Raw genomic sequence first — 26580 nt, 5'->3', positions numbered from 1 at the left:
CGAAGGGGGCACAGAAGTATATAACTATGACGGTGTCGGTGCCCACGCAATCGTGGTCCAGTAAAAGCCCCTCTATGCCGGCTTTTACCCCAGACGGCGGCGGAGCTCGGCGATTTGGGCTGTAACTGCTTGCGGGGCGGGGCCGCCGGACCGAGAGCGGTTGCGGAGCGCCGCGGCGGGGCGGATGACCTCGTAGAGGTCCGCGTCGAAGAGGTCGCTCCGGCTGCGGAGGTCCGCCAGGGTCCGCTCGGCGATACTCCGTTGTCCGGCGGCCACGCAGTCCCGCACGACCTGGGCGGCTACCTCATGGGCTTTCCGGAAGGGGAGCCCCTTACGCACCAGGTATTCGGCCACATCGGTGGCTTCCAGGAAGCCGCCGACGCAGGCTGCTTCCATCCGGTCCTTACGGAACCGGGCGGTGGCTATCATGGGACGGAACATCCTGAGGGTAGCACGGGAAGTGTCCAGGGCATCAAACAATGCTTCCTTATCTTCCTGGAGATCCCGGTCATAGGCATAGGGAAGCCCCTTAAGCAGGGTAAGGAGACTCACCAGGTTCCCAATCTGGCGCCCCGCCTTACCCCGGATAAGTTCCGCAAAGTCGGGGTTTTTCTTTTGAGGCATAATCGAGGACCCGGTACTCCACTGCTCTGCCAGATCGATAAAGCCAAATTCTTCCGTAGCCCAAATGATGATATCTTCGCAAAACCGGGAAAGGTGGGTGGCCAGTATGGCAGCTGCCCCGGCCAGTTCCAGGGCAAAGTCCCGGTCAGCCACAGAATCCATAGAATTCACCGTCGGCCGGGGGAAACCGAGGGACCGGGCAACCGCCTCACGGTCCAGGGCAAGTGTGGTCGTCGCAAGGGCCCCCGAACCGAGGGGACATTCATCAAGCCGGGAAAGGGCATCGAGGAAGCGTTCCCGATCCCGAACAAGGCCAGCGGTCCAGGCGGTAAGATGATGAGCAAGGCTCACGGGTTGGGCTCGCTGCAGGTGAGTGTAGCCCGGCATGACTGTTTCCAGGTGCTGTTCCGCCACTGTAAGGAGGGTTTCGCAGGTGTCCCGGATTTCCTCGGCGATTTCGGGGACCACCCGCTTAAGGTACAGGCGCAGGTCCACCGCAACCTGGTCGTTCCGGCTGCGGCCGGCATGAATCATGCGGCCCGCGTCACCGAGTCGTTCCGTGAGGACCCCCTCTATAAAGGAGTGAATATCCTCCGCATTCTGGTCAATGGCGAGCTTCCCGCTTTCTAGTTCAGCAGAAATCCGCTTGAGTTCTTCATCGATAGCCCGGGCAGCCTCGGCGGGGATTATGCCCCGCTCCACGAGCATGGCCACATGGGCGCGGCTCCCGGCTATATCTTCCTGGGCAAGCCGGGAATCTACCGAAATGGATGATTCAAAGGCAAAGGCTTCTGCTTCGGGTTTTTCTTCCAGCCTGCCGGACCACAAGACCTGTGCCATCTATTACCCCGCCACGCCGCTCGACTTGGCTTCAGTTCCATCAATATGCTGGGTTCCCTTTACAAATCCCTGCTCCATGAGGGAGCGAACCAGGATGGGAAGCCCATAGAGCCGGATAAAGCCCTTGGCATCCGCATGGTTATAGAGTTCGCCGGTGGTAAAGCTTGCGATACTCGTATTGTACAGTGAATAGGGAGAGCGGGAGCCCGCGGCGCTAATGGAGCCCTTGTACAGCTTGAGCCGCACGGTGCCGCTCACGGTCCGCTGGGTGGAATCCACAAAGGCGCTCAGGGCTTCCCGGAGGGGGGTAAACCAGAGGCCGCCGTAAATGACTTCCGCCATTTTCTGGCTCACCATTTGCTTGAACGCATAGGTCTGCCGGTCCAGGCACAGGTGCTCCAGTTCCTGGTGGGCGTAGTACAGGATGGCACCGCCGGGTGTTTCGTAGACCCCGCGGCTCTTCATACCCACGACCCGGTTTTCTACCAGGTCAACGATGCCGACCCCATGGGCGCCGCCGATTTTATTCAGGGTTTTGATGAGGCTCACACCGTCCATTTTTTTGCCGTTGACCGCCACGGGGATGCCTTTTTCAAAATCTACTTCCACATATTCAGCCTGGTCGGGAGCCTTTTCGGGCGGAACGGTCATTTTAAGCATCCGCTCCAGATTGGGCTCGTTGGCCGGGTCCTCCAGTTCTAACCCTTCGTGGGAAATATGCCACAGGTTGTCGTCCCGGCTGTAGGAATCGCTCTTTTTCATGGGCACCGGAATGCCCCGTTTTTCGAGGTATTCGATTTCTTCTTCCCGGCTCTTAATGTTCCAGGTCCGCCAGGGGGCGATGATTTCCAGGTCCGGCGCAAAGGCCATGATGCCCAGATCAAAGCGAACCTGGTCGTTGCCCTTGCCGGTAGCACCGTGGGCGATGGCGACGGCCTTTTCCTTGCGGGCATAGTCCACAAGGACCTTGGCGATGAGGGGCCGGGCTGTGCTGGTCCCCAAAAGGTACTTATCCTCGTAGACCGCACCGGCTTTGAGGGCGGGCCATACATAGTCTTCCACATATTCTTTTTTAACGTCCGCCACATAGCATTTTTCGGCTCCGGTGGTAAGGGCCCGCTGTTTTATAGTTTCCCAATCCGCCTCCTGGCCTACGTCCACGCAGACAGCAATGATTTCACAATCGTAGTTTTCCTTGAGCCAGGGAATGATTACCGTGGTATCCAGACCGCCCGAATAGGCAAGCACAATTTTCTTTTTCATCAATGTTCTCCTTATATAGCCGCCCTTATTGGGGTGGCAAATTGTCCAAGACTGATTTGAGGATTCCAAGTCCTTCTTTAATTTCCGCATCGCTTATGATATAGGGCGGGAGGAGCCTTAAGGTTTTCTGGCCCGCTGAAAGGAGGAGTAGCCCCTTTGCGAGGGCAGCCTCCAGCACCGGCCAGGCATCGGAAACGATATCGATGCCGATCATAAGGCCCCGGCCCCGGATTTCCCCGACCTGGGGATGCTGCCAGGAGCGGACCGTTTCCATAATAAGGTCTCCTTTCCGCCTGATCTCCGCCAGCATTTCAGGCCTATTCACCGTATCCAGGACCGCAAGCCCCGCTGCGGCTGCCAGGGGATTCCCGCCGAAGGTACTCCCATGGTCCCCCACGCCGAGGACCTCCGCTGTCCGGCCCCCTGCCAGCACGGCCCCCACCGGCACGCCCCCTGCTAGCCCTTTTGCCAGGGTAATCACATCAGCCTCTACCTGGAACAGTTCCGAGGCAAGGAAAGTGCCGGTTCTGCCCACGCCGGACTGGACCTCATCGAACATGAGAAGTACATCCCGCTCCCGGCAAAGCTGGGCTACAGCCTGAACGTAGGCCCTATCCAGGGGCCGGATGCCGCTTTCGCCCTGAATGGGTTCCATAAGCACCGCCGCAACGGTTCCGTCCAGCGCTTTTTCCATGGCTGCAAGGTCATTCCGCTCCACAAAGATAAAGCCCTCCGTATAGGGAGCAAAACTGTCAGGATGAAAGCGGTCCTGCCCCGTGGCCGATAGGGTGGTCAAGGTTCGGCCATGAAAGCTCCCTTTCAGGGTGACGATCCGGTGCCGGCCATTGCCGTACCTTGTCTGGGAATATTTGCGGGCTATTTTGATAGCCCCTTCGTTGGCTTCAGCCCCTGAGTTGCTTAAAAAGACCCGCTCCATGCCGAGGGCTTTGCAGGCCGCCACGAGCCGGTCAGCAAAAACAAGGGAGGTATCGCTTAAAAAATAGTTTGATGTATGGATGAGCTTTGCAGCCTGGCTGCTAACAGCCCTGACCAGGGCCGGATGGTTATGGCCAAGGCAGTTCACCGCAATGCCTGAGGTAAAGTCCAGGTAGGTTTTGCCAGCCTGGTCTGTAAGCTGGGCTCCCCTCCCCTCGGTAAATACCACCGGCAGCCGGTGGTAGGTATTCATAAAACAATCGTTCATTGCTTATCCTTTATCCACATCGGAAACCACCTGGGTGCCGATGCCTTCGTCGGTAAAAAGCTCAAGAAGCAGCCCATGGGGAATCCGGCCGTCGATGATATGGGCCTTCCGGACCCCCGCATCTAGGGCAAGGCGGCAGCAGTCTACCTTGGGGATCATCCCCTTGCTCACGATGCCTTCTTTTATAAGACCATCCAGTTCACCCCGCCGGATTTCCTGGAGGAGAGATTCTGGATCGTTTACATCCTTTAGTATGCCCCGGACATCGGTCATGAGGATAAGCTTTTCCGCCCCCAAAGCAGCGGCAATCTGGGCTGCCGCGGTGTCCGCATTAATGTTAAGGGCCTGGCCCATAGCGTCTTCAGTCCCCTGGGCGACGGTGGATACCACGGGGATATAACCCCGGTTAAGTACATCCTCCAGGACCGCGGTCCGCACTGCGATAATTTCACCCACAAGACCCAGGTCTTCTCCGTCGGTCCTTAGTTTGCGGGCCTGCAAAAGCCCTCCATCAAGCCCGCAGAGGCCCAGGGCCTGGCCGCCGGCCTGCTGTATTAATGAAACAATATCCTTGTTTACCTTACCCGCCAAGACCATTTGGACAATTTCCATGGTTTCTTCATCGGTATAGCGCAGACCCTTAACAAAACGGCTCTCCTTACCAATTTTACGGAGCATAAATTCAATTTCAGGGCCGCCGCCGTGAACCAAAACAGTGCGGATGCCCACACAGGCCATGAGAACCACATCCTGGATAACCGCGGACTTAAGCTCCTCGTTGATCATGGCGTTGCCGCCGTATTTGACCACAATGGTCTTGCCCATAAATTTCTGGATATAGGGCAAGGCTTGAATAAGTACCTTTGCCCGGTCTTCGTTTCCTATGGTAAAATCCTTCACAATTTATGCTCCTTATTTTTAGTCTTGCGTGCCCGCTCAGGACCGGTAATCGCCGTTTATTTTAACATAGTCGTAGGTCAGGTCACAGCCCCAGCAGGTAGCGCTGGCAGCCCCGGCATGTTCAAAGTCCACGAGAATGTCAATTTCTTCCTCGGAAAGCACTGCCTTTGCAAGGCCCTCCGAAAAGGGAATGGAGGAGCCGCCCTTACATACGAGGACTTCCCCGGCTTTGCTGCGGAAACGAACCGAAACGGTTTCCGGTTCAAAGTCAGCGCCCGAATATCCCATGGCACAGAGAATCCGGCCCCAGTTGGCATCGGCGCCGAAACAGGCGGCCTTGACGAGGCTGGAGCCCACAATCGCTTTAGCCAGGGTTTCTGCGTTTTTTTCATCTATAGCGCCGCTTACAGTACACGAAACGAGCCGCGTCGCCCCTTCCCCATCCCGGGCAATCGCACGGGCCAGGTTGATGCACACCTGTTCCAGGGCTGCGCAGAAGCGGAGATAGTTGGCGTCGTCCTTTTCTATAGGAGCATTTTCGGCCATACCGTTGGCAAGGATGACGACCATATCGTTGGTGCTGGTGTCTCCGTCCACAGTAACGCGGTTAAAGGAGCGGCTCACGGCGAGGCGGAGGGCGCTATCGAGGAGGGCCGGCGCAATGGCCGCGTCGGTGGTAATAAAGCTCAGCATGGTTGCCATATTAGGGTGTATCATACCCGCGCCCTTGGCGATGGCGCCGATTCGGACAGGCTTGCCGTCCAGCTCAATTTCCAGGGCGATTTCTTTTTTGCGCGTGTCGGTGGTCATAATGGCTTCCAGGGCCGCCGCATGGCCCTTGTAATCTGCGGAGAGGGAACAGACCAGGTCCGGCATGGCAGCCTCTACCTTTTCTACCGGGAGGGGGACACCGATAACGCCGGTTGACCCGACGGCCACCAGGGCTGGATCGATGGAAAGGGCTGCGGCTGCGGCACGGGCCATGCGGCGGGCGGCGTCGAGCCCCGCCTCGCCGGTGCAGGCGTTGGCATTTCCCGAATTGCAGATCACCGCCTGACAGCGGCCTGATGCAAGGTGTTCGCGGGTCACGAGAACACTGGCTGCTTTTACTTTATTGGTCGTATACATGCCAGCGGCGGTACAAAGGCGGTCGGAAACGATCAGCGCAAGATCCCTCTTATCATTCTTTTTACGAATCCCGCACCACACACCTCCGGCTCGAAAGCCCTTGGGTGCGCACAGGCCGCCATCAATCTGTTTCATATCCGCTCCTTATTAAGTTTATTTATATAACTCCGTTGTGCTAAAGTCATTGCTCAGACGAGAAAAGATCCGCCGCAGTCTATCCTGAAGCGGTGCATAGAGATGGGTTAGGGTCTACGGAGGCGTCGATGCCTTAGGTTCATAGGTATAAATATGCATAAATATAAATTTCTGTCAACGCTGTTTAAGAACATTAAAAAGAGCCTTGAAATTGGAGAAATATGACATATTTTTATCTTATAAGGAATAATATCATTAAATACAAACAATTCTCATCATTTTTTTATCATTTTGGCCCCAGGTTCCCCTTGACCTTTCATCAATTTTAGCATATTTATACAGCAACTTTAGCAAGACAGCAGCAGCTAAAATTTGACTGTTCCGCTAAAGGGGGTTATACTTCCAACATTAATAAAAGGGGGAAGGCTATGCTGGACACCATGATATCGGAAGTTGAGGTCGAACCGCTGGGTGCGGACTTTGACGATGACACAGCTCTGAGCGGCAAAATCTACTGCGCAAACTGCATTCACTGCAAGGTTGTGCCCTCCAGTCCCGATGGGGATGAACGGTATTTCCTGCGGGTACGCTGCGATGCGGGTAAATGGCGCAAAAAGCTTGGCGAAGAAAAGGTATACAAGTACTGTACCGTTGCGCGCCGGAGCCTTGACCACTGTGATGCCTATGAAGAGATGGGAGACCCCCGGGAGTTTTTGCGGGAATTAAAGAAAACCTTGCCGGTAAAGGATGAATTATACGTCCGGTAACATAATCGGCCAGTTGTAGAAGCCCTCGTGGACTTCTCAACTGGCCTTTTTTTATATTGTTGTGAGCATGCGGAAGGCATGAACTTGTATTTCTCCTGTAGTCGTGGTATATCCTTAGCTATGCGTAAAACAATCGAGAGATTACTTTGTGCGGCCCTTCTCTTATCGGCAAGCCTGCTTGTATCCTGCGCCTCCGCCCCTGCAGCGGTTCCTGAGGGACTTACACCCATGGAGCTTATCCAGCGGGCCCAGGATGCTACGGACAAAAACCAGTATAATGTGGCGATCCAGTATTACCAGGCGATTCTTGACCGTTATCCCGATGACGAGGAAATGGTGTGCGCCGCTGAATATGAAATTGCCTTTATTAAATACAAACAAAAGAAATACGCCGAAGCCAAGGCTGGTTTTTATGCCCTTTTGGATCGGTATAAACAGGTAGATGCGGAATTCCTGCCCGCCCAGTATAAAATTTTGGCCGAAAAAGTGTTGGCCAAAATTGAGCTGGAAAAGAAATAAATAGTAGACCAAGCTCTGTTTGAATCAGCCAGGGATTACCCGGCGATGAGCCTGTTCTCTCATTGCGGCAGAATCATAACGTTGATTTTCAGTTCCCGTTCTGCCGTAGCCTTATCCACCATTTCTTTAGTAATGTCTCCCCGGGGCCGCGGATGGGGCGGCGCGTCCCCAATCAATATGACAAGCTTTTCTTCTGCAGACCAGGGGAATTTTGTACAGGCCGCATGGAGGGCTTCATAAACCGCTTCGGGGATGTCCCTTCCGCCGCCTACCCGGATCGCGTTGAGGGTCTTCTGGAAGCTTGCAAAATCGCTTGTAAAGGGAATAATCTTGTTGAGGTATTCTTCGAAATAATCCTTATAGAGTACCATACCGATACGGAAGGACACAAATTCCCGGATAATATCTTGGAGCATGGGGATCAGCATGGCCCGGACCGCATCTATATCGTCCCGCATGCTGGCGGTCGTATCCAAGGCTATTACCAGGTCCACCGACCGGCCCCGTACCGTCTCGAGCACCTTTTTAATCTTTGGCACTATATCTTCCACACCGGTAGAATAGAGGACCTGGCCCTTTGCGGCCGCGGCAATTTCGGTAAAACTTTCTACCGTATCCTTCATAAAGTTGCCTTCCGGAGGGCCTTCGAGGGGTTTTTGGATGACCCGAAGCACAAAGGGATTATCCTTAAAAGATCCGGCATAGTCTCCATAGGGTTTTTGGAATGCCCGGAGATTTAAATAGGTGCCGTCCACCACATACACTTCTCCATGCCGGGTCCAGCTGTAACCATAGTTAAGGATATAGGGGATATAAATGTGGAAAGCCTCTCCAAATTGTCTGTCCGGCTCCGGACTTGAATCGATGAGGGACCAAATTTTGCTTTCCCTGGGAATCGGTTTTCCGTCTAAATAACGGATTTCATCGCCGTTGATCGGGTTCCAGTCGGGAGCCCGGTAGGCATAGTTATCTGCCTTTAAGGCCGGATCCCGGGTGGATTCGGTAAGCAGTACTGAAGCAATGTCGGGCTTTTTACGGATAAAAAGGTGATAGCCTCCGTCCACCCGCTGTTCTATCCTGAGGTCCCCGGGTCCTATGGTTAAATCAAGAGCCCCAAGGGGTAAGAGAAGAACACAGATCTGAAACAGTAGGATAACGGAACATTTCTTATCCATATTTAGACTATCGGCACATTCACTTCTTGTATAAAAAGAAATAGCCAAGTAGAGTACTACCTCTATGATACAGCATGATGAAAAATCCTTGCAGCGGGGCGCCTTGTTTGCCTTTGCGGCCTACGGTTCCTGGGGTCTCTTGCCTCTTTTTTGGAAACTGCTTTCTTCTGTGGAATCCACCCAAATTCTATCATGCCGGGTTGTTTTTTCCCTGGTATTTGTGTGGTTTATTTTAGCTCTGCGGGGAAAGGCCCGTTGGTGGACCCTCTTGCTCAATATGCAAAATCTTAAGGCTCTGGCGCTCTCTGCTCTTTTTATTTCCCTAAACTGGGGGCTATACATCTGGGCGGTAAATAGCGCCCACACCGTGGAAGCCTCGCTGGGCTATTATATCAACCCACTGGTAAACGTGCTGCTGGGGCTCCTCTTTTTCCGGGAGCGGCTCTCGCCGCTGCAATGGGGTGCGGTGGCCCTTGCGGCGAGCGGGGTTCTCCTTATGACCATATTTTCCGGGGTTTTTCCCTGGATTTCACTGGCCCTCGCCTTGAGTTTTGGATTATACGGCTATGCGAAAAAGAAAATTGACCTTACTTCGCTGGAAGGGCTCGCGTCGGAAACGTTGCTCCTTGCTCCGCTCGCTATCGGTTTTCTGTTGTTCCGCCAGAGCCATGGGAACGGAGCCTTCTCCGGAGGGAGTATACAAATCACACTGCTGGTTTCCTCTGGGGTCATAACCGCTTTACCCCTGCTCTGGTTTGCAAGGGCGGCAAAACTGCTTCCCTTGTCTACCCTGGGCTTTATTCAATTTTTATCCCCTACCCTGCAGCTTGCCCTGGGGGTACTTGTTTTTGGAGAAGCTTTTCCAACCCGTAATATTATCGCCTTTGCATTTGTCTGGGCCGGAGTACTTTTATACAGCGTTTCGTATATCAGGCGAAAAGTATAAATAAAGTCGTTATATGGGGAATCGAAGTATACTTTCGGTTCCCCTGTCTACCTTAACGGTAAATGTACCTTTTAATTCTTCTGCTAACATTTTTACTATCGTTAACCCAAAGCCAGCAGAACCGTTTTTCAGAATCTGTTCATCGATTCCTATGCCGGTATCTTTTATGCGAAGTATAGCTGCAGCTTCCTGTTTTTCCATATTAATCGTGATTTTGCCCTTTTCAAAACCTGCAAAAGCATATTTAAGGACATTGGTAAGGAGTTCGTTAAAAATGAGCCCCAGTGGTACGATTTTTTTGGAATTAAGCAAGAAATCTGCTATTTCTATTTCTATTGTTATATAGTGGGGTAGTACAAAAACCGAAAGAATTGAGTCTGCCAAATCTTCCAAATAGTTTTTAACCGAAATTTCTGAATAATTGTCGGTTACCAGCAGTTTTTCGTAGAGGGTCTGCATGCTTGCGGTCCGCGCAATGGCGTTCTGGAGACCCTGCCGAACCTCAGGATTATCCGTTCCCTCCGCCTGAAAACTCAGAAGCGTTTCCAGCGTAGCTAGATTATTTTTAACCCGATGATGCACTTCCCTGAGCAGTGTTTCTTTAACAAGAAGCTCCTTTTGCAGCTTTTCTGAAATATTCTTTAAATGGGTAATATCCTGATGGGTGCCCATCATGATGAGAGGCTTGCCATCGCTTGTCCATTCAGTCACTTTGCCTCGGTCGAGGATCCACACCCAGGAACCGTTTTTATGGCGCAAGCGGACCTCAGCTTCATAATAAGGCAATTCACCTGAAAAGTGTTTATCCAGAGCACGTTCACTTTTATCCCTGTCTTCTGGGTGCAAAAAGTTGTTCCAGGTATCTATGCTGGTAGGAGCTAGTTCATCCAGTGTATAACCTACCATCTCAGCCCATCGTTCATTTAAAATTGTTTCTCCAGTTTGAACATTCCACTCCCAGGTGGCTGTCTGGGTTCCTTCGATAATGTTTGCAAGCCGGAGTTCTGCCCTTTTTAGATCGGTTACATCTTCTACAAAATCAAGGAAGAGATCTTTAGATATGGGGATCCACCAAACTTTGTAAAAGTGTCTATCCATTTCGACTATATCGGTGACCGGTTTTTGGTTTTCCAGCGCTTCGGCAGCCCGGCAGAACCGGCATGCCCCATCTGGGGGACAGGTGCCAGTTTCTTTGTATTCGCTGTACTGTGCAGGCTTTAGCCATTTGCCATCATGAATAGCAGCCCAGCAAAGTTTACCTGACTGGGAATGAAACAACTCCTCTGCTTTTTTATTCTGGGAGACAATATTCTTATCCCGATCGATGAGCCATCCCGGATAGGGAAGACTTTCTAAAAGCTTCTGTAGGTTCTGATTGCGATCAAGGAGTTCCTGTTCAATGCGCATTTCTTTCAGTTTTGCATGGAACAGTTTAAGCGCAACCTGGATGGCAGCGTCCAAAACAGCGATACCGCTCTGTTTATCCACAAAGCCATAGGCTTCTATATGCTCAGTCTTTGCAACAAAGTCTTTATCGACATGGGAAGATATCCATATCAAGGGCAGTGATAGGCTTGACACAAGGCGTTCCGCCAATTCTATTCCCTGAGCTTCGGAACAGGAATCCATATCGATGATGATAAGATGTACAGGTTCGCTGCTTTCGGCGAGTGTATGCAGAGTTTTCTCATTACCTTGAACCTGCAGCACCCGATATCCATAGCTTTCCAGCTGTTGTTTTTCACCTTCGATGGGAGGAGCGCTGTTTTGAACCAAAAGAATAGTTATCCGTTTCCGTTCCATATTATCCATTCTCCCGATTTTTAATCTCTTATTTTAAGTTAGTTAATCATTACAAATGAGGGTACTCCCGTATTGTAGGATTGTCAAATGAGACTTTTTTTAATTTCCCCCCTTGCGCATTTAATAAAATAGGCTTATATTTGAAATACTATCGTAAATATTACGAAAGAGGTACGAAAATTGAACGAAAGCCTAAGTGAAAGAGAACGACTCATTTTAGATAAATTATCCCAGCGAGGGACAATTTTGGTAAGCGAATTGGCAGAGGAACTGGAACTGTCTGAGGTAACCATTCGATCGGATTTAAAAACATTAGAAGAAAAAGGTTGGCTGCAGCGAACCAGAGGAGGTGCGGCTCCGGCATTTCACCGGGATATTCTGGAAAGACAGCGACTCCATATTGATGAAAAACATACTATTGCACGAGCCGCAGCTGAACTTGTGCAAGATGGGGACGTGATCATGATAGAGGCAGGTACCACCACTGCTCTTATAGCCCGCTATCTCACAGGAAAACGAGATATACATATAGTTACTAACTCGACCCTGGTATTTTCCTATGCCCGCATGAATCCTGCCCTTCAGATCACCATGACTGGCGGAGAATTCCGCAGAACCACCGAATCATTAGTAGGGCCTATCGCGCTAGAAACGATTAATAAGCTTAACGTGCGGCTTGCCTTTGTTGGAACCGATGGTTTTAGCCTTAACCGGGGCATGACAACCCACCTTGTAGAGGGGGGGGAAATAGTCAAGGCCATGAAAGCCCATGCAGAACAGACTATCCTCGTAGCCGATTCCAGTAAATATGGAAAGATTGGCTTTGTAAGCGTCCTGCCCCTGAGAGAAGTCGCCATGATTATTACAGATAATAAACTGAGCCCCCAAGCAACGGAGGAATTAAAAGAATCTGCTATTTCGGTACGGATAATATAAGGGAGGTATGATGGCACATATTGTGATTATGCCACGGCAGGGAAACACGGTTGAATCCTGTGTAATTGTTGGATGGAACAAAAAAGAGGGAGATACGGTCCAAGCAGATAGCCCACTCTGTGATGTAGAAACGGACAAAGCAACTTTTGAAATAGTAGCAGGTGCTGAAGGAATAGTATTAAAAATACTGCACGAAGCTGGGGATGATGTTCCGGTACTGGAACCAATAGCTGTTATTGGAAAGATCGGCGAAAATTGGCAGGATGCATTAGCAGCCCATGGACCATCTAGCGGAAGCAGTGCATCTGCCGGCCATACCGAGATGGCATCTTCGGGCCTTAAAAGTGAACCGCTTTCACCCGTGTCAACAGCGGCTGCTTCGGTTCCGACAAATTCGCTGTCTTCGGCGGCTGCCGTGTCTCCACGGGCGCGGCAACTGGCGGCCCGGGCAGCGGTGGACATTTCAAGCGTAGCCGGTACCGGGCCGGGTGGCAGAATTATCGAGAGGGATGTGCAAGCGACCTTGGAACATCGCCCGGCTTTGACAGCCGCTGCCCGGGCCGCCCTGTCCAGTGAGGGCGCCGGGGCTGCGAACCTGGCAGATGCTGGCACCGGTATTGGAGGTAGACTCCGAGAAGCAGACCTGGGAATCACAAAAGAAAAAGTGGATAGCTCTATTGCAGCATCGGCATCATCGCAAGCTGCAGCCTTAGGAACACCAGAACAGATTGAAACTCCCTTAAAGGGCATTAGAAAAATAATATCCGACAGGATGCTCCAGTCCCTTTCCTCAACTGCTCAATTTACCTTGAATAGCCGTGCCAGGGCAGACAAACTGCTAGAACTGCGGCAGCGCTTTAAGACATCAAATCAAGATCTTGGATTATCGGGGATTACCATTAATGATCTCGTGCTTTTTGCTGTTTCCCGTGTTCTGTCTCATTACCCCTTCATGAATGCACATAAAATAGATGATCGCATTATCACCTATCGGTCAGTTCATCTGGGGCTTGCGGTGGATACAGAACGGGGTCTTATGGTGCCGGTGATACGAAATGCAGACAGGCTGAGTCTAGTACAAATTTCATCAGAAGCAAAACGGCTTGCTGCGGCCTGCCAAAATGGCACTATTATGGCGGATGAACTGAATGGTTCTACCTTTACAGTTACAAATCTGGGATCTTTGGGCATCGAAAGCTTTACACCGGTCATCAATATACCGGAAGTCGCAATCCTGGGGGTCTGTAACATCGAGCTTAAACCAATAGCGAAAGCTCAAGGAGACCCAGATGGCATCGAGTTTGTACCCCATATTGGCTTGAGCCTTACCATTAACCATCAGGTTGTAGACGGAGCGCCGGCTGCCCGGTTTTTAAAGGCCCTTTGTGACGCAATTAGCCAGATAGATCTTTGGCTTGCACACTAAGAATGTTAGCAAAGGAAGCGAATCAACTATGTATGATGTTATTATTTTAGGTGGTGGGCCTGCAGGGTACCTGGCAGCAGAGCGGCTTGGTCACCATGGGAAAAAGGTTCTCATAATAGAAAAAAGTTTCCTTGGTGGTACATGCCTTAACGTGGGCTGCATTCCTACGAAAACACTACTCAACTCGGCAAAACTATATAGCCATGTACTCGAGGGAGATCAATTCGGTATTCACTGCGACAAGGTTTCCTATGACTGGAAGGCTATACAAGCTTGGAAAACCGAGGTGGTGGAAAAATTACATTCGGGCATCTCAGGGATGCTAGAAAAATACAAAGTAACAGTCAAAGAAGGCAGAGCTGAACTTATCGCACCGCCCGGGGGCAGAGATGGCGCCAGAGTTCGCATCAGCAATACAAAGGATGAAGTCCAAGAAGCTGAAGGCCGGACTGTACTTATTTCTACCGGTTCCGTTCCAACCATGCCACCCATTCCCGGGAGTGCGGGCAATGAAAAGCTTGTAGACTCTACAGCCATCCTTTCGGTTCAAGAGGTGCCCACAGCATTAACCGTGATCGGTGGCGGGGTCATTGGTGTAGAATTTGCATCCCTTTTTTCGGCCCTGGGTAGCAAAGTAACAGTTATTGAAATGCTGGATGAAATCCTCCCCTTTATGGACCGTGAACAGGCACCGCTTATGCGGCGGGCAATGAAGACTGTGAACTTTAAGCTTGGCTGCCGGGTAGAACAAATCGATGGGGGAAGAGTCTTTTATAGAGACAAGGCAGGAGAGGCCCAGCACGTTGATGCGGACTTGATTCTCATGGCGGCGGGCCGACAGCCCGAACTCCAGGGCTGGGGAGCAGAACGACTTGGCCTTGATTTAACCCGGCAGGGAATTGCCGTGGATGATCGTATGCGAACCAATCTGAGCGGTATCTGGGCCGCCGGTGACGTGACCGGCAAAAGCCTCCTTGCCCATTCTGCGTACCGGATGGGGGAAGTAGCGGTAACCGATATTCTTGCTTACCTAGACCGGCTGGAGGGAAAGCAGCCGACAGTGCCCACAGACCGGATGCGGTACGACGCGGTTCCATGGGCGGTGTACGGTATTCCCGAAGCGGCCGGTGTGGGACTTACTGAACAAGAAGCAGAACAGCGGGGATTGGCCGTTAAAAAAGGAAGTCTCCCCATGCGGATTTCCGGCCGCTTTTTGGCGGAAAACGGCTTTGCCGCCCCCGGTTCCTGCAAAGTAATTGTCAGCAACTCTAACGATCGGATCCTCGGAGTTCACGCGATTGGGTCTTATGCTTCGGAATTTATCTGGGGTTCAGCGGTCCTAATAGAACAGGAGCTGCGCATTCAGGATGTTCGGGAAATCATTTTCCCCCACCCTACGGTAAGCGAAATAATCAGAGACGTCGTATGGACAATGTAATTTTTTTCTAAAAAGGAGTTATATAATATGCCCAAATCACTTTTAGTAAATCCCGCGGAAGTACGTAAAGCCCAAATCATAAAAATAAAGGATATTCCGGTTAACCAATACAAGCCGGACATTAAGAAAGAACTCGCTATCTATGGCAAAGAGCGGCTTATCCGGGTCTGGTACGATATGGTTACCATCCGGGAATTTGAGAGCATGCTCAATTCTATTAAGACTATGGGATCCTGGAATGGTATTGAGTATAACCACAAGGGACCAGCCCATTTGTCCATCGGCCAAGAAGCTGCCGCGGTAGGACAATGCATCAATCTAAACATAGATGACTTTATCTTTGGAAGCCACCGGAGCCACGGAGAGATTCTCGCCAAATGCTATTCTGCCATTTGGCAACTGGATGAAAAGGATCTCGAAACTATTATGAAGGGTTTTCTGCACGGAGAAACCCTAGGAATTGCCGAAAAAGCGCCCTACAACAATATAAAAGACCTGGCTGAGAATTTTGTTCTCTACGGAACTTTGGCAGAAATTTTTGCCCGTAGAGCGGGCTTTAACCGAGGGCTTGGGGGCTCTATGCATGCATTCTTTACCCCCTTTGGTTCCATGCCGAACAACGCCATTGTCGGGGGGTCGGCGGATATAGCGACCGGCTCGGCCCTGTACAAACGGATAAACCGGAAGCCAGGTATTGTTATCGCCAATATTGGCGACGCTTCCATGGGCTGCGGTCCTGTTTGGGAAGCCATGATGCTGGCTTCCATGGATCAGTACCGGACCCTCTGGCCAAAAGAAGCGGGAGGGGCTCCACCGATTCTCTTTAACTTCTTTAACAATTTTTACGGTATGGGTGGCCAAACCATGGGTGAAACCATGGGTTACCAGGTACTTGCTCGGGTCGGCGCAGGGGTAAACCCAGACAATATGCACAGTGAACGGGTGGATGGTTACAATCCCCTCGCCGTGGCAGAGGCAATAAGCCGGAAAAAAGAACTGCTTTTAGCAGGCAAGGGGCCTGTATTGCTGGATACCCTGACTTACCGAATATCTGGCCACTCTCCTTCGGACGCTTCAAGTTACCGCACTCAGGAAGAAATTAAACTCTGGCAGGAATCAGATGCTATTGAGAATTATGGAACATACCTGATGGAAAACGGCCTTGTAACAAAGGCAGAATTAGAAACCCTACGGACCGCCATCGATGCCAAGCTGCGGGAAATCGTAAAACTCGCCACAGATGATAACATTTCCGAACGGGTGCAGGGCCAATTTATCGAATCGGTTATGTACTCTAACGGTAAGGTTGAAAAAATGGAAGACCGACCAACGGAATTGCTCCAGAAGCTGGAAGACAACCCACGGGTAAAGGCGCTGCAGGGAAAGGCTCGGTATGGCTACGACAGTGAAGGAAAACCGGTATCGAAAAACAAGGCATTCCAATACCGGGATGCTCTTTTTGAAGCCCTGGCATATCGGTTTACCCAGGACCCCACCATGGCAGCCTGGGGAGAAGAAAATCGAGATTGGGGTGGTGCCTTTGCAGTTTACAGGGGACTTACGGAACTGCTTCCCTATTACCGGCTCTTTAATAGTCCAATTTCCGAAGCTGCCATTGTTGGAGCTGGTGTAGGCTATGCCCTATCAGGAGGCCGGGCGGTAGTAGAGCTTATGTACTGCGACTTTATGGGACGGGCGGGAGACGAACTCTTTAACCAAGCATCTAAATGGCAAGCTATGTCAGCGGGGCTTCTTAAAATGCCGTTGGTAGTCCGGGTCTCGGTGGGTAACAAATACGGTGCCCAGCACAGCCAGGATTGGTCTGCCCTGGTAGCCCACATTCCAGGTCTTAAAGTCATGTTCCCTGCAACACCCTACGACGCAAAAGGCATGCTGAACCTGGCACTGCGGGGAACGGACCCGGTTATTTTCTTTGAAAGCCAGCTTCTTTACGACATGAGTGAACAATTTGAAAAAGGAGGAGTCCCCGAGGGCTATTACGAGGTTCCCGAAGGAGAACCAGCGGTTCGGCGCCTCGGTAAGGACCTCACTATTGCAACCCTCGGTGCAACTTTGTATAAGGCTATGGAAGCGGCAGAAACACTGAAGCATACCTGGGGACTCGAAGCGGAAGTGATCGACCTCAGATTCATCAATCCATTGAACTATGAAAAAATTATAGAATCGGTAAAGAAGACGGGAAAGCTGGTTCTAGCCAGCGATGCGGTAGAACGGGGTTCCTTTTTGCACACCGTAGCTAGTACAGTTCAGACCCTTGCCTTTGATTACCTTGATGGCCCTGTGGCGGTGGTGGGAAGCCGGAACTGGATAACTCCAGCGGCGGAAATGGAAAGTCTTTATTTCCCCCAGAAGGAGTGGATCATCGATACTATTCACGAACGCATACTGCCGTTGGCAGGTCATGTACCAAGTACAGTACAGACCATGGGGGACATTCTGCGCCGTGCTCGGTTAGGGGTATAAATCGTGTTCGATATTATTAACGATCCAAACCGGACATCCCATGAGCGGCTTAAAGCCCTTGCCCACTATGTTGCGAACCAACCAGGGGCACAAAAAACTGGGGAGGTTAACAACCACATCCATACGATTTACAGTTTTAGCCCCTATACACCTGCCATGGCAGCCCTGCAAGCGTGGCGGGCGGGACTTGAGGCAGCAGGATCGGTAGATCACGACTCTTTGGGAGCCGCAGAGGAGATGCTCTTGGCCTGCGAAATACTGGGTATCGGAGGCTGTGTTGGTTTTGAAGTCCGGGTGAGTTTTAAGTCCGGGTCTGATGGCAAACTAAGTCCTTTTGCAGACCGGAAAATTAACAATCCCGATTCGCCAGGCTTGGTCTATATGACTGTCCAGGGAATTCCGCGGCATTTTTATAGCAAAGTACACAGCTTCCTTGAACCCCTGCAGGAAGCCCGAAACCGGCGGAACCGAGCCATGACAGAAAAGATAAATCAGAAGCTCTCCCGAGCAGGATTTGATCCCCTTTCCTATGAGACAGATATTGTAAACCATTCTAAGGCGGCTGAGGGGGGAAGCATTACCGAACGGCATCTTATGGCTGCAGTAGCCCAACGGCTCATAACTGAATATGGTAAAGGCTCTGCTCTTGCAGAAGCCCTTGGATCACAGTTCGGCATTGTCATACCTCCTAAACTCGTACCACTTCTTACAAATGAAGCAAATCCCCACTATCTGTTTGATCTCTTAGGACTATTAAAAACCGACTTTCTCCCAGAAGTATTTATCCAGCCGGGAGAAGACGAATGTATTCCCGCCGAAAAGGTAGTTACTTTTGCCCGCTCTATCGGAGCAATTCCTGCTTATGCATACCTGGGAGACGTGGCCGACTCGCCTACAGGAGATAAAAAAGCGGAGCATTTTGAAGATGCATTCCTGGAAGAGCTCTTTGCTGAGCTGAAAAGGATTGGTTACCAGGCGGTCACCTATATGCCGCCCCGGAACAGCCGTGAACAGCTTAAGCGGGTCCAGCAGCTTTGCTTTCAATACGGCTTTATGGAAATTTCAGGCGTGGATATTAACAGCTCTCGCCAATCCTTTCATTGCCCCGAGGTGCTGGAGCCGGATTTTCGGCATTTGGTGGACACTACCTGGGCGCTCATTGCCCATGAGCGGCTTGCATCTATCAACTTACAATATTCTCTCTTTCATCCAGACAATCCTCTAGCACAATTAGATTTATCAGACCGAATTGCCGCCTATGCTCAGGTCGGCAGACAAATAGATCCAAAGCATAGCGAGACAAGCTGCCGGAAAATGATTCGTCAAAAGGTTTTGGAGGCCTATCAAAATGGAAAATCATGAATTGTCTATGGCTCCCCTTCTGCGGGGTTTATACTTGCACAACGCAGGCCGGAGCGTTGTGGTGCTCCGGGGAGAACAGCAGATAAACACCGACTGCCAGATTGATGTACGGCCAGCCTTTGCAGACGGCACCTATAACGAAGGTCTGGCTGCTAAAATCGGGGCAGAAGCCTGTGCGTCCTGGTTGTTTGAACATGGACCATCAGGCGCAGGTGCCGTACAGGGGAACCAAAAGCCGATCACTTTACCCTCCTGCCTGAATGTACAAACAGACTCTGAATTAGAAACATATTGGGTAGACTGGGATTTAGACAGCTGTCGGAGACGGATGCAAGCAGGGGATACGGGAACTTTGGAAGTACCGATCAAGAAAAATGGGACTAAAATAAGAACGATTGGTGCTGCGACTGATACCTACCAAGCATTAGTACAGGACCGGTCCCGGTTTGCGGAAGGGAAAATAGCTCTTGTAACTGGAGGGGCCCAGGGCTTCGGGGAAGAACTAGTGAGGGGACTCATCGCAGCAAGAGCCCTCGTTTTTATAGCGGACTTAAATGGTGAAGGGGCTGCAGCGTTGGCTGAGCGGCTTAATACCCAATACGGGAAAACTGTTGCCTTGCCTGCGGTTTGCAATGTAGCCGATGAAGAATCGGTACGGGACCTTTTTTCCCACATAGAACAGCAGGTTGGCGGCCTTGATATCTGCATAAGCAACGCGGGTGTACTTAAAGCTGGCAGTGTCCTGGATCAGGACCTCGGAGCTTTTAAACTGGTAACCGATGTTAATTATACCGCCTTTTTTCTGGTAACCAAATATGCAGCCCGCCTTATGCGGCTCCAGGCGATGACTGCCGGAGATTGGTACACAGATATTGTCCAAATAAATTCAAAATCGGGACTGGAAGGTTCTAACAAAAACGGAGCCTACGCGGGGAGCAAATTCGGCGGTATAGGGCTTGTGCAGAGTTTTGCTATGGAACTAGTAGATTATCGGATCAAGGTAAATGCCATCTGCCCGGGTAACTTTTTTGATGGGCCCCTATGGTCGGATCCGGAAAAGGGCCTTTTTGTACAGTACCTTGCGGCAGGAAAGGTACCGGGAGCTAAAACGGTGGCAGATGTCCGAGCTTTTTACGAAGCTAAGGTGCCCATGAAACGGGGCTGTACTGGACCAGATGTGCTCAAAGCCCTTTTTTATATCATTGAGCAGGAATATGAGACGGGCCAAGCAGTCCCAGTGACAGGGGGCCAGGTAATGCTTCATTAGGAGTTAGCCATGAAAGATGCCATTGCGGTTATCGATATCGGAATGACCAATAAAAAAGTCGCAATTTACGATGAAAACCTTAAACAGCTAGAAGCGCGGTATCAAACCTTTGATCCTGTTCCAGTTAAGAACTGTCAAACCCACGATCTGGCAGCCATGGAATCCTGGTTTATTGATGAGCTTCGCCAGACAGCTGCAATGTATCCGATTCGGGCCATTACAATTAGCACCCATGGGGCTACCTTTGTTTGTGTGGGGGAAGATGGAATGCCTTCAGTCCCCTGCGTCTACTATACTCATGAGCCTGGGGATGCATTTCACAATGCTTTTTATGCCCGTTTTGGTAACCCCGAAACACTCCAAGAAGAAACGGGGACACCCTATTTCAAAGCCCTTATTAACCCAGCTAAGGGGATACTCTTTGCCCAAGAACAATTTCCCGAAGGATTCCGACGGACAAAATATATCCTCAATTATCCTCAATACTGGGGTTACCGTTTTACAGGTCAGATTGGGGCAGAAAACACCTATGTGGGCTGTCATAGTTATCTTTGGGACTGGAACCGAGGGACATGGTCAAATGTCGCAAAGGGACTGAATATTACTCATCTCTTACCAGCAGAACTTAAACATTCTTGGGATGTGCTGGGACCCATCAGTGATAGCTTTGCTAAAGCAACAGGACTTGTACCAGACACACTGGTTACCATGGGGATCCATGATTCTAATGCGTCGCTTCTCCCTCACTTTGCAAAAAAAGGTCAACAAGGTTTTGTACTTAACTCTACTGGGACCTGGTGTGTCATTATGAATCCTGTAGAACACTATGGCTTTAAAAAGGATGAACTGGGTAAAGTAGTCTTTTTTAACCAATCTGCCTTTGGAACACCAGTAAAAACAGCGATTTTTCTCGGTGGTTATGAGTACGAAACCTGGTACAAACTCATTCAGAAATTACACCGCCGACAAGACCTGCCCCCATATCGGAGTGAATTGTACCGATCAATCCTGGCGGAACGAAAAGTATTTTTACTACCGGAACTAACCACCGGTTCTGGTCAGTTTCCCAGATCAAAACCACGGATTGTTGAAGATGGGGTAGCATATTCTTACCACGACATAATGGCCGGAAAGTGTGTTCCCCCTTGCTTTTCTGACTATGAAAAGGCTTTTGCAGTTCTTAGAATTTCCCTGGTTATGCAAACTCTTACCGCCTTGGAACGAACGGGGCTTGAACCAGGACAAGAAGTTTATACCGAAGGGGGCTTCAGGAAAAACGAAGCCTATAACAGCCTGCTCTCGGCGGCCCTGCAAGACAATCCCCTAGCTCTTACTGACATTGCAGAGGCTACCGCCTTTGGAGCAGCTATGACAGCAAAAATGGCTTTGACTGGGAACAGTCTTGAGGACCTTAAAAATGATTTTACCGTTGAATATCAGCAGGTTCCTAAAGCTTCGTTTCCAGATCTTATACCTTACCGAGAAATGTGGTGCACCTTTGCTGAGAAGGAAGACTAAACAATTGAGCTAATTTCAGGAGGTACTATGAAAACGACGGCGGTTCGCATCTATGGCGTAAATGATTTACGGATGGAAACCTTTGAGCTTCCAGAACTAAGGGATGATGAAATTCTCGCCCGGGTGATATCTGACTCCATTTGTATGTCTACCCATAAGCTCGCTATGCAGGGCGAAAAACACAAACGGGTCAGGCATAAACTTGCAAGCAATCCAGTTATTGTGGGACACGAATTCTGTGGGATTATAGAAAAGGTAGGTAAAAAATGGGCAGGAAAATATAAAGAGGGTAGCAAATTTGCCATACAGCCTGCTTTAAACTACCAAGGTACACTTTGGGCTCCTGGCTATTCTTATGAATACATTGGAGGAGATGCAACGTATATCATAATACCACGGGAAGTAATGGAAATGGATTGCCTTTTGGAATATAAGGCGGATAATTTTTTTATGGGCTCCTTATCTGAACCGGTCTCCTGTATTGTGGGGGCCTTTCATGCCCAGTACCACACCAAAGCCGGCTCATATGTTCATGAAATGGGCATTAAGGAAGGGGGAGCTTTGGCTCTTCTAGCTGGAGTCGGCCCCATGGGACTGGGGGCCATCGATTATGCACTCCATAGCGATCACCGGCCATCGCTTCTTGTTGTTACCGATATTGATGAGGCGCGCATAGCACGAGCTAAAGAGCTTATTTCGGTTGAGGAAGCTCAAAAACAGGGAGTAAAGCTCCACTATGTGAATACCAAAGATATGGCGGACCCGGTTGCCTACCTCAAAGAACTGAATGGAGGCCAACTCTACGACGACGTCTTTGTTTTTGCACCGGTCAAGCCGGTAATAGAAATGGGGGATCGGCTCTTGGGTCACGATGGATGTTTAAACTTTTTTGCGGGCCCTACAGACCCGGCTTTTCAGGCTTCGCTTAATTTTTACAATGTTCACTACGAATCCCATCACTTAGTTGGCACAAGCGGAGGTAATACAGAGGATATGATTGAATCCCTGGACATGATGGCCCGGGGCAAACTAAACCCAGTCTTTATGATTACCCACGTTGGTGGACTTAATGCGGTGGCCGATACAGTCATCAATCTGGATAAAATTCCGGGGGGGAAAAAACTTATCTATACCAATAAAAAATTGGATTTAGTAGCTATTGCTGATTTTGCAGAAAAGGGCAAAACAGATCCGTTCTATGCGGAACTAGACCGTATCTGCAAACGTCACGATAATCTATGGAGTAAAGAAGCAGAGGATTATATTCTGGCCCATGCACCGGATGTTTAGTATATTTAATCCATGAAATCACCAAAAGAATTGGCCATGGATAAAAAACTCCTGGCCGCTGTGGAGGAACTAGCGGAAAGCGACATACCGGTGCAGGCCACTAAGCTCCTCCTGGAAGATGAAGAAATCCATGCCATGCAGGAATATGCCAATACGGTATCCATAAAACGGCTTGGATATAATGATCATGGGCCAGTCCATATGCGGACCGTTGCATTAAATGCGGTCATCATGATGGGGCTTCTTAAAGAAGATGGAATAAAAACGAGCCTTGAAGCAGAAGAAGCGGGCACCTTTGAAGAAAGCCTTGTATCGGTGCTCTTGGCTTCATTCCTACATGACCTCGGCATGACTATCGGGAGACAAGACCACGAGCTGCACAGCTGCTACCTCGCTTACCCTATCATTGATCGGCTTTTACAGGTCCTTTATCCCCAGGATATACAAAAACGGGTTGTTACTAGGTCTTTAGCTATCGAAGGCATTGTGGGACACATGGCAGGCCGACGGATCCATTCCCTCGAAGCGGGCATTATCCTCATTGCTGATGGCTGCGATATGGAAAAGGGCCGAGCCCGGATCCCCATGGCACTGGCACACGAACCCCGGGTGGGGGATATCCACAAATATTCGGCCAACTCTATAGAAACGGTCAGACTTTCCGCAGGCACCGAAAAACCCATCCGCATCGATGTAGCCATGTCGGCGGAGGTGGGCTTTTTCCAGGTGGAAGAAGTTCTTCTCGGCAAAATTGCCTCCAGCACTGCCAAGGGCTATGTAGAGCTCTACGCTTCGGTAATTGGAGGCGAACCCAAACGATACCTGTAAGTTACAATCTGCGGCCGCGAGCTACGCCTGCAGCCTATGGCCGCCAGCTTCGCCACGAACCTAGAGGTGCAGCAAAAACTCCAGTATCGCCGGCAGCCTCCGGTACCATGCCGCTTCGTTGTGATCCGCGCCGGGAAACAGCTCAAAATGGTAGTCCGGGCCTGCTTCATAATGGGCATCCCTTAGGACCCCATCTAAGGCTGAAACAAAGGGAGCGAGGGTTTTATCGATCCCGCTTTGGCCGCAATCGAGCCAAATACGGGGATAGGCGATCTTTTGCGCAGCAATAGCTGGCAAATACTGGTCCCGACAGAGACTCGTCATACCGCCATCCAGGTTCTGTTCATCCCCCGGCGCATAGGAAAGGGCCGCCGCTAAGCCGAACACATTGGGTCGGGAAAGACTCCAGTATATTGCCACGGTCCCGCCATAGCTTGAGCCTATTACCCCCGTATGATCTCTATCTCTTAAGGTCCTGTATGTTGTGTCGATAAGGGGTTTCAGTACCATGATAACCCAATCCCGGTAATAGGCGGCGATTTCAGCGGCCCGTGCGCCCCCCGGACGCCCTGCTGCAGCAAAACCTGCACCGGCGTACTCTTCGGACCGGTAGCTTGAATTAAAAATGCTTACCACAATAGCCGGGTGAACTCGGCCACTACCAATGAGATCCTTCAATACCCGGTCGGTTTTCCATCCCCCGTAATTGGCTGTACTCGAATCCCATGCATTCTGGCCATCCTGCATATAGAGAACCGAGTAGGCTTCGCCACGGCTCATGTCATAGGCTGGCGGTAGATAAACCAGCACCTTTCGGAGCACAGGCGGAGCATAGCCTGCAGGTTTTTCTCTGCCGGGTATTTCGTAAGGCACTTCTAAATATTCAAACCGTGATGCACCTTTATCCAGCTCTGCGGACCAGAGACTCTCATAAGGAGCTGTTGCGCTGACTGCCCGGTTCAGGGGATCCCGCAGGGTGAGCCGCTCATCCTGAGCGGTTTTTACATTATAATGGTATTGTAAGGTCGCTGCAGACGGTACCGTATAGGTAATCCAGTACCAGTCTGTTCCAGGATACCTTTTCATTTGATCTGGTTCATCACCCTGCTGGGCACTCATCCAAAGGCTAACAGTAATAGCGTTTTCCACTTTAACGGCAAAGGTGAGCTTGCCATCCGCATGGTAAGGGAAACGAATCAAAGCTTCCCCGGCAGCTAAATAATCCACTACAGCCTTGGGCGGTGCATCCTCATCAACACGGGTATACCCCAAAGCATACACGCCGGATCGGGGCTGGGCAGCCTCTGGAACAACCAGGGAACGGGAGGCTGATACAAAGGGATCTTGGCTTTGACAGGCACTTAAAACCAGACTAGCGATTACAAGCGAAATAAATAGTTGAGATAATTCTTTCATAGGGATAGTATAACACCGTTTTTCTTCTTGATTATTAAAAAGCAACCCGCTTCATCCGCAGCTATGTGTTATACTGAAATTATGAAAGAACAATTATTCTTAAAAATAAAGATTATTAAAGTAATGCTTTTATTTGCCATTATGATTCCCCTTGCATGCACATCTGCAACAAAGACAATCGTGGCAAACACTGAGCTAGTAAGTGGGCCTTTAGTCACTGCGCAGGTTAATACTCAACAGTCTGGGGACACCCTGGTATACCAGCAAGATTCCACAGCACTATCGCAAGATCCCATGTTAACCCAGGAAGCTCCTCTACCGCCACCGCAGGAGTCTTTACCGCCCGACACTATAATCCCGGTAAAACTTATTCGTGAAGAGCTCTATACCCTTGGTAAACCGGAACCCATCACGTTTTCAGAAATCTGGGCTTATGTCCAGGCGGGGGAAGAATCAGCCCTGGATCCGTCCTGGCCCATATCAGATGTAGCTTTATTCAGCGCGAGCATCAGCAGTACAGGGAAATTGCGCGGTGTACCAAATAGGAACAAACTTGCCCACTTTAAAGGTAAAGTACACCTTACAATCGTAGAGCTATCAAACTATGCGCTCACCCATTTTTGCCTGAGCCCCGAATTTACCCTTCGCTCCAAACTGATAGAACAAATTGTGCAAGCCGCCAAACCCTATGATGGCATCAATATAGATTTTGAAGCGGTACTCACCGAAGACAAAGAATATTTTATTAGTTTTCTTAAAGCGCTTAAAACAAGAATTGGGAAAAAAACCCTCAGTGTCGCTCTTCCTGCGAGGACGAAAAAAGAAAATGAGGCCTATGATTATGAGCGCATTGCCGCCGTAGCGGACCGCATTATCGTCATGGCCTACGATGAACACTGGAGCGGCAGCCAACCTGGTTCAATCGCCTCACTCCAATGGTGTGAACGGGTTGCAGACTACGCGCTCAAATCAATTGGCGGGAAAAAACTTGTTATGGGCCTTCCTTTTTATGGTCGTGCCTGGGGAGAGATCAATCCGTCTCGAGCTTATCGGTTTTCGAGCCTATCCAAATTGATGGAAGAGAAGGGTATTCAGGAGACCCGCCGAGTCGATGGCAGCGTGTATTTTGAATACAATGAATTAATAAAGGTACAGGTATATTACGAGGATCACCGTTCCATACACCAGCGCGCAGCACTCTATTATAACCAGGGAGTAAACAGTATTGCTTTTTGGCGGATCGGGCAGGAGGACCAGGAAATTTGGAAATTCCTTTTTTTAAAAAAACGTTAACGACCTGCACAACCGATT

General features: G+C 50.3%; 21 protein-coding genes. 13 read left to right on the top strand and 8 right to left on the bottom strand.

The genetic code is table 11. The features are described from left to right. Window positions 1-84: 84 nt before the first annotated feature. The 5 genes from argH to argJ are packed head-to-tail and all read right to left on the bottom strand — an operon-like array spanning window position 85 to window position 6094. A complete protein-coding gene (gene argH / locus Q7P68_RS00105) occupies window positions 85-1464 on the bottom strand; it encodes an argininosuccinate lyase (RefSeq protein WP_304221250.1) in 1380 nt (459 codons plus the stop codon). 3 nt (window positions 1465-1467) lie between these two features. Continuing rightward, window positions 1468-2727, bottom strand: a complete 1260-nt coding sequence (locus tag Q7P68_RS00100; RefSeq protein ID WP_304221249.1) for an argininosuccinate synthase — start codon at window positions 2725-2727, stop codon at window positions 1468-1470. A 25-nt stretch (window positions 2728-2752) separates the two neighbouring features. After that, window positions 2753-3931 (bottom strand): aspartate aminotransferase family protein, encoded by a 1179-nt coding sequence (locus tag Q7P68_RS00095; RefSeq protein WP_304221246.1) that lies wholly within the window; start codon window positions 3929-3931, stop codon window positions 2753-2755. A gap of 3 nt (window positions 3932-3934) precedes the next feature. Further along, complete coding sequence (gene argB, locus Q7P68_RS00090; RefSeq protein ID WP_304221244.1) at window positions 3935-4831, bottom strand: acetylglutamate kinase; 897 nt, start codon at window positions 4829-4831, stop codon at window positions 3935-3937. Window positions 4832-4867: 36 nt separating this feature from the next. After that, a complete protein-coding gene (gene argJ / locus Q7P68_RS00085) occupies window positions 4868-6094 on the bottom strand; it encodes a bifunctional glutamate N-acetyltransferase/amino-acid acetyltransferase ArgJ (RefSeq protein WP_304221241.1) in 1227 nt (408 codons plus the stop codon). A gap of 440 nt (window positions 6095-6534) precedes the next feature. On the opposite strand from argJ, the gene Q7P68_RS00080 reads away from it, so the two are divergent. Next, window positions 6535-6861, top strand: coding sequence for a hypothetical protein (locus Q7P68_RS00080; RefSeq protein ID WP_304221240.1), 327 nt, complete (start codon window positions 6535-6537; stop codon window positions 6859-6861). A gap of 120 nt (window positions 6862-6981) precedes the next feature. Then, window positions 6982-7380, top strand: coding sequence for an outer membrane protein assembly factor BamD (locus tag Q7P68_RS00075; protein WP_304221238.1), 399 nt, complete (start codon window positions 6982-6984; stop codon window positions 7378-7380). 59 nt (window positions 7381-7439) lie between these two features. Here the strand turns inward: Q7P68_RS00075 and Q7P68_RS00070 are convergent, their stop codons facing one another. After that, on the bottom strand, window positions 7440-8555 hold the full coding sequence (locus Q7P68_RS00070) for a vWA domain-containing protein (RefSeq protein WP_304221236.1): 1116 nt from the start codon (window positions 8553-8555) through the stop codon (window positions 7440-7442). A 64-nt stretch (window positions 8556-8619) separates the two neighbouring features. On the opposite strand from Q7P68_RS00070, the gene rarD reads away from it, so the two are divergent. Beyond that, window positions 8620-9501 carry an EamA family transporter RarD gene (rarD, locus tag Q7P68_RS00065; RefSeq protein ID WP_304221233.1) on the top strand — a complete coding sequence of 294 codons (882 nt, stop codon included), beginning with the start codon at window positions 8620-8622 and terminating at the stop codon, window positions 9499-9501. A gap of 9 nt (window positions 9502-9510) precedes the next feature. Here the strand turns inward: rarD and Q7P68_RS00060 are convergent, their stop codons facing one another. Then, window positions 9511-11304, bottom strand: a complete 1794-nt coding sequence (locus Q7P68_RS00060; RefSeq protein WP_304221230.1) for a PAS domain-containing protein — start codon at window positions 11302-11304, stop codon at window positions 9511-9513. Between the two features lie 180 nt (window positions 11305-11484). Between Q7P68_RS00060 and Q7P68_RS00055 the strand changes: the two genes are divergently transcribed. From Q7P68_RS00055 to Q7P68_RS00015, 9 genes are read left to right on the top strand one after another with little or no spacing between them, the layout of a single operon-like run. Then, window positions 11485-12240 carry a DeoR/GlpR family DNA-binding transcription regulator gene (locus tag Q7P68_RS00055; RefSeq protein WP_304221227.1) on the top strand — a complete coding sequence of 252 codons (756 nt, stop codon included), beginning with the start codon at window positions 11485-11487 and terminating at the stop codon, window positions 12238-12240. 10 nt (window positions 12241-12250) lie between these two features. Continuing rightward, a complete protein-coding gene (locus Q7P68_RS00050) occupies window positions 12251-13666 on the top strand; it encodes a dihydrolipoamide acetyltransferase family protein (RefSeq protein ID WP_304221653.1) in 1416 nt (471 codons plus the stop codon). Between the two features lie 28 nt (window positions 13667-13694). Continuing rightward, window positions 13695-15104, top strand: a complete 1410-nt coding sequence (lpdA, locus tag Q7P68_RS00045; protein WP_304221225.1) for a dihydrolipoyl dehydrogenase — start codon at window positions 13695-13697, stop codon at window positions 15102-15104. 27 nt (window positions 15105-15131) lie between these two features. Further along, window positions 15132-17588 carry an alpha-ketoacid dehydrogenase subunit alpha/beta gene (locus Q7P68_RS00040; RefSeq protein WP_304221222.1) on the top strand — a complete coding sequence of 819 codons (2457 nt, stop codon included), beginning with the start codon at window positions 15132-15134 and terminating at the stop codon, window positions 17586-17588. Between the two features lie 3 nt (window positions 17589-17591). After that, window positions 17592-18950 carry a PHP domain-containing protein gene (locus Q7P68_RS00035; RefSeq protein ID WP_304221220.1) on the top strand — a complete coding sequence of 453 codons (1359 nt, stop codon included), beginning with the start codon at window positions 17592-17594 and terminating at the stop codon, window positions 18948-18950. Beyond that, entirely contained in the window at window positions 18931-20217 is a 1287-nt protein-coding gene (locus Q7P68_RS00030; RefSeq protein WP_486187658.1) for an SDR family NAD(P)-dependent oxidoreductase, read from the top strand. Before Q7P68_RS00035 ends, Q7P68_RS00030 begins: the two co-directional genes overlap by 20 nt. Window positions 20218-20226: 9 nt before the next feature. Beyond that, window positions 20227-21735 (top strand): FGGY-family carbohydrate kinase, encoded by a 1509-nt coding sequence (locus Q7P68_RS00025; RefSeq protein ID WP_304221216.1) that lies wholly within the window; start codon window positions 20227-20229, stop codon window positions 21733-21735. Between the two features lie 27 nt (window positions 21736-21762). Further along, a complete protein-coding gene (locus Q7P68_RS00020; protein WP_304221214.1) occupies window positions 21763-23025 on the top strand; it encodes a zinc-binding dehydrogenase in 1263 nt (420 codons plus the stop codon). A gap of 12 nt (window positions 23026-23037) precedes the next feature. After that, the gene (locus Q7P68_RS00015; protein ID WP_304221211.1) at window positions 23038-23853 is read left to right on the top strand and encodes a phosphohydrolase; all 816 of its coding nucleotides are present in this window, start codon (window positions 23038-23040) and stop codon (window positions 23851-23853) included. A gap of 60 nt (window positions 23854-23913) precedes the next feature. Here Q7P68_RS00015 and Q7P68_RS00010 read toward each other — a convergent pair whose 3' ends face one another. After that, window positions 23914-25269 carry an alpha/beta hydrolase gene (locus Q7P68_RS00010; protein WP_304221208.1) on the bottom strand — a complete coding sequence of 452 codons (1356 nt, stop codon included), beginning with the start codon at window positions 25267-25269 and terminating at the stop codon, window positions 23914-23916. A gap of 81 nt (window positions 25270-25350) precedes the next feature. On the opposite strand from Q7P68_RS00010, the gene Q7P68_RS00005 reads away from it, so the two are divergent. Next, window positions 25351-26562, top strand: coding sequence for a glycosyl hydrolase family 18 protein (locus tag Q7P68_RS00005; protein WP_304221205.1), 1212 nt, complete (start codon window positions 25351-25353; stop codon window positions 26560-26562). Window positions 26563-26580 lie beyond the last annotated feature (18 nt).

It is taken from the genome of Gracilinema caldarium, from assembly GCF_029265695.1.
In the GTDB taxonomy this organism is placed as follows: domain Bacteria; phylum Spirochaetota; class Spirochaetia; order Treponematales; family Breznakiellaceae; genus Gracilinema; species Gracilinema caldarium_A.
The sequence above is the reverse complement of the archived record's forward strand: the minus strand, read 5'-3'. Positions and strand labels throughout refer to the sequence as shown.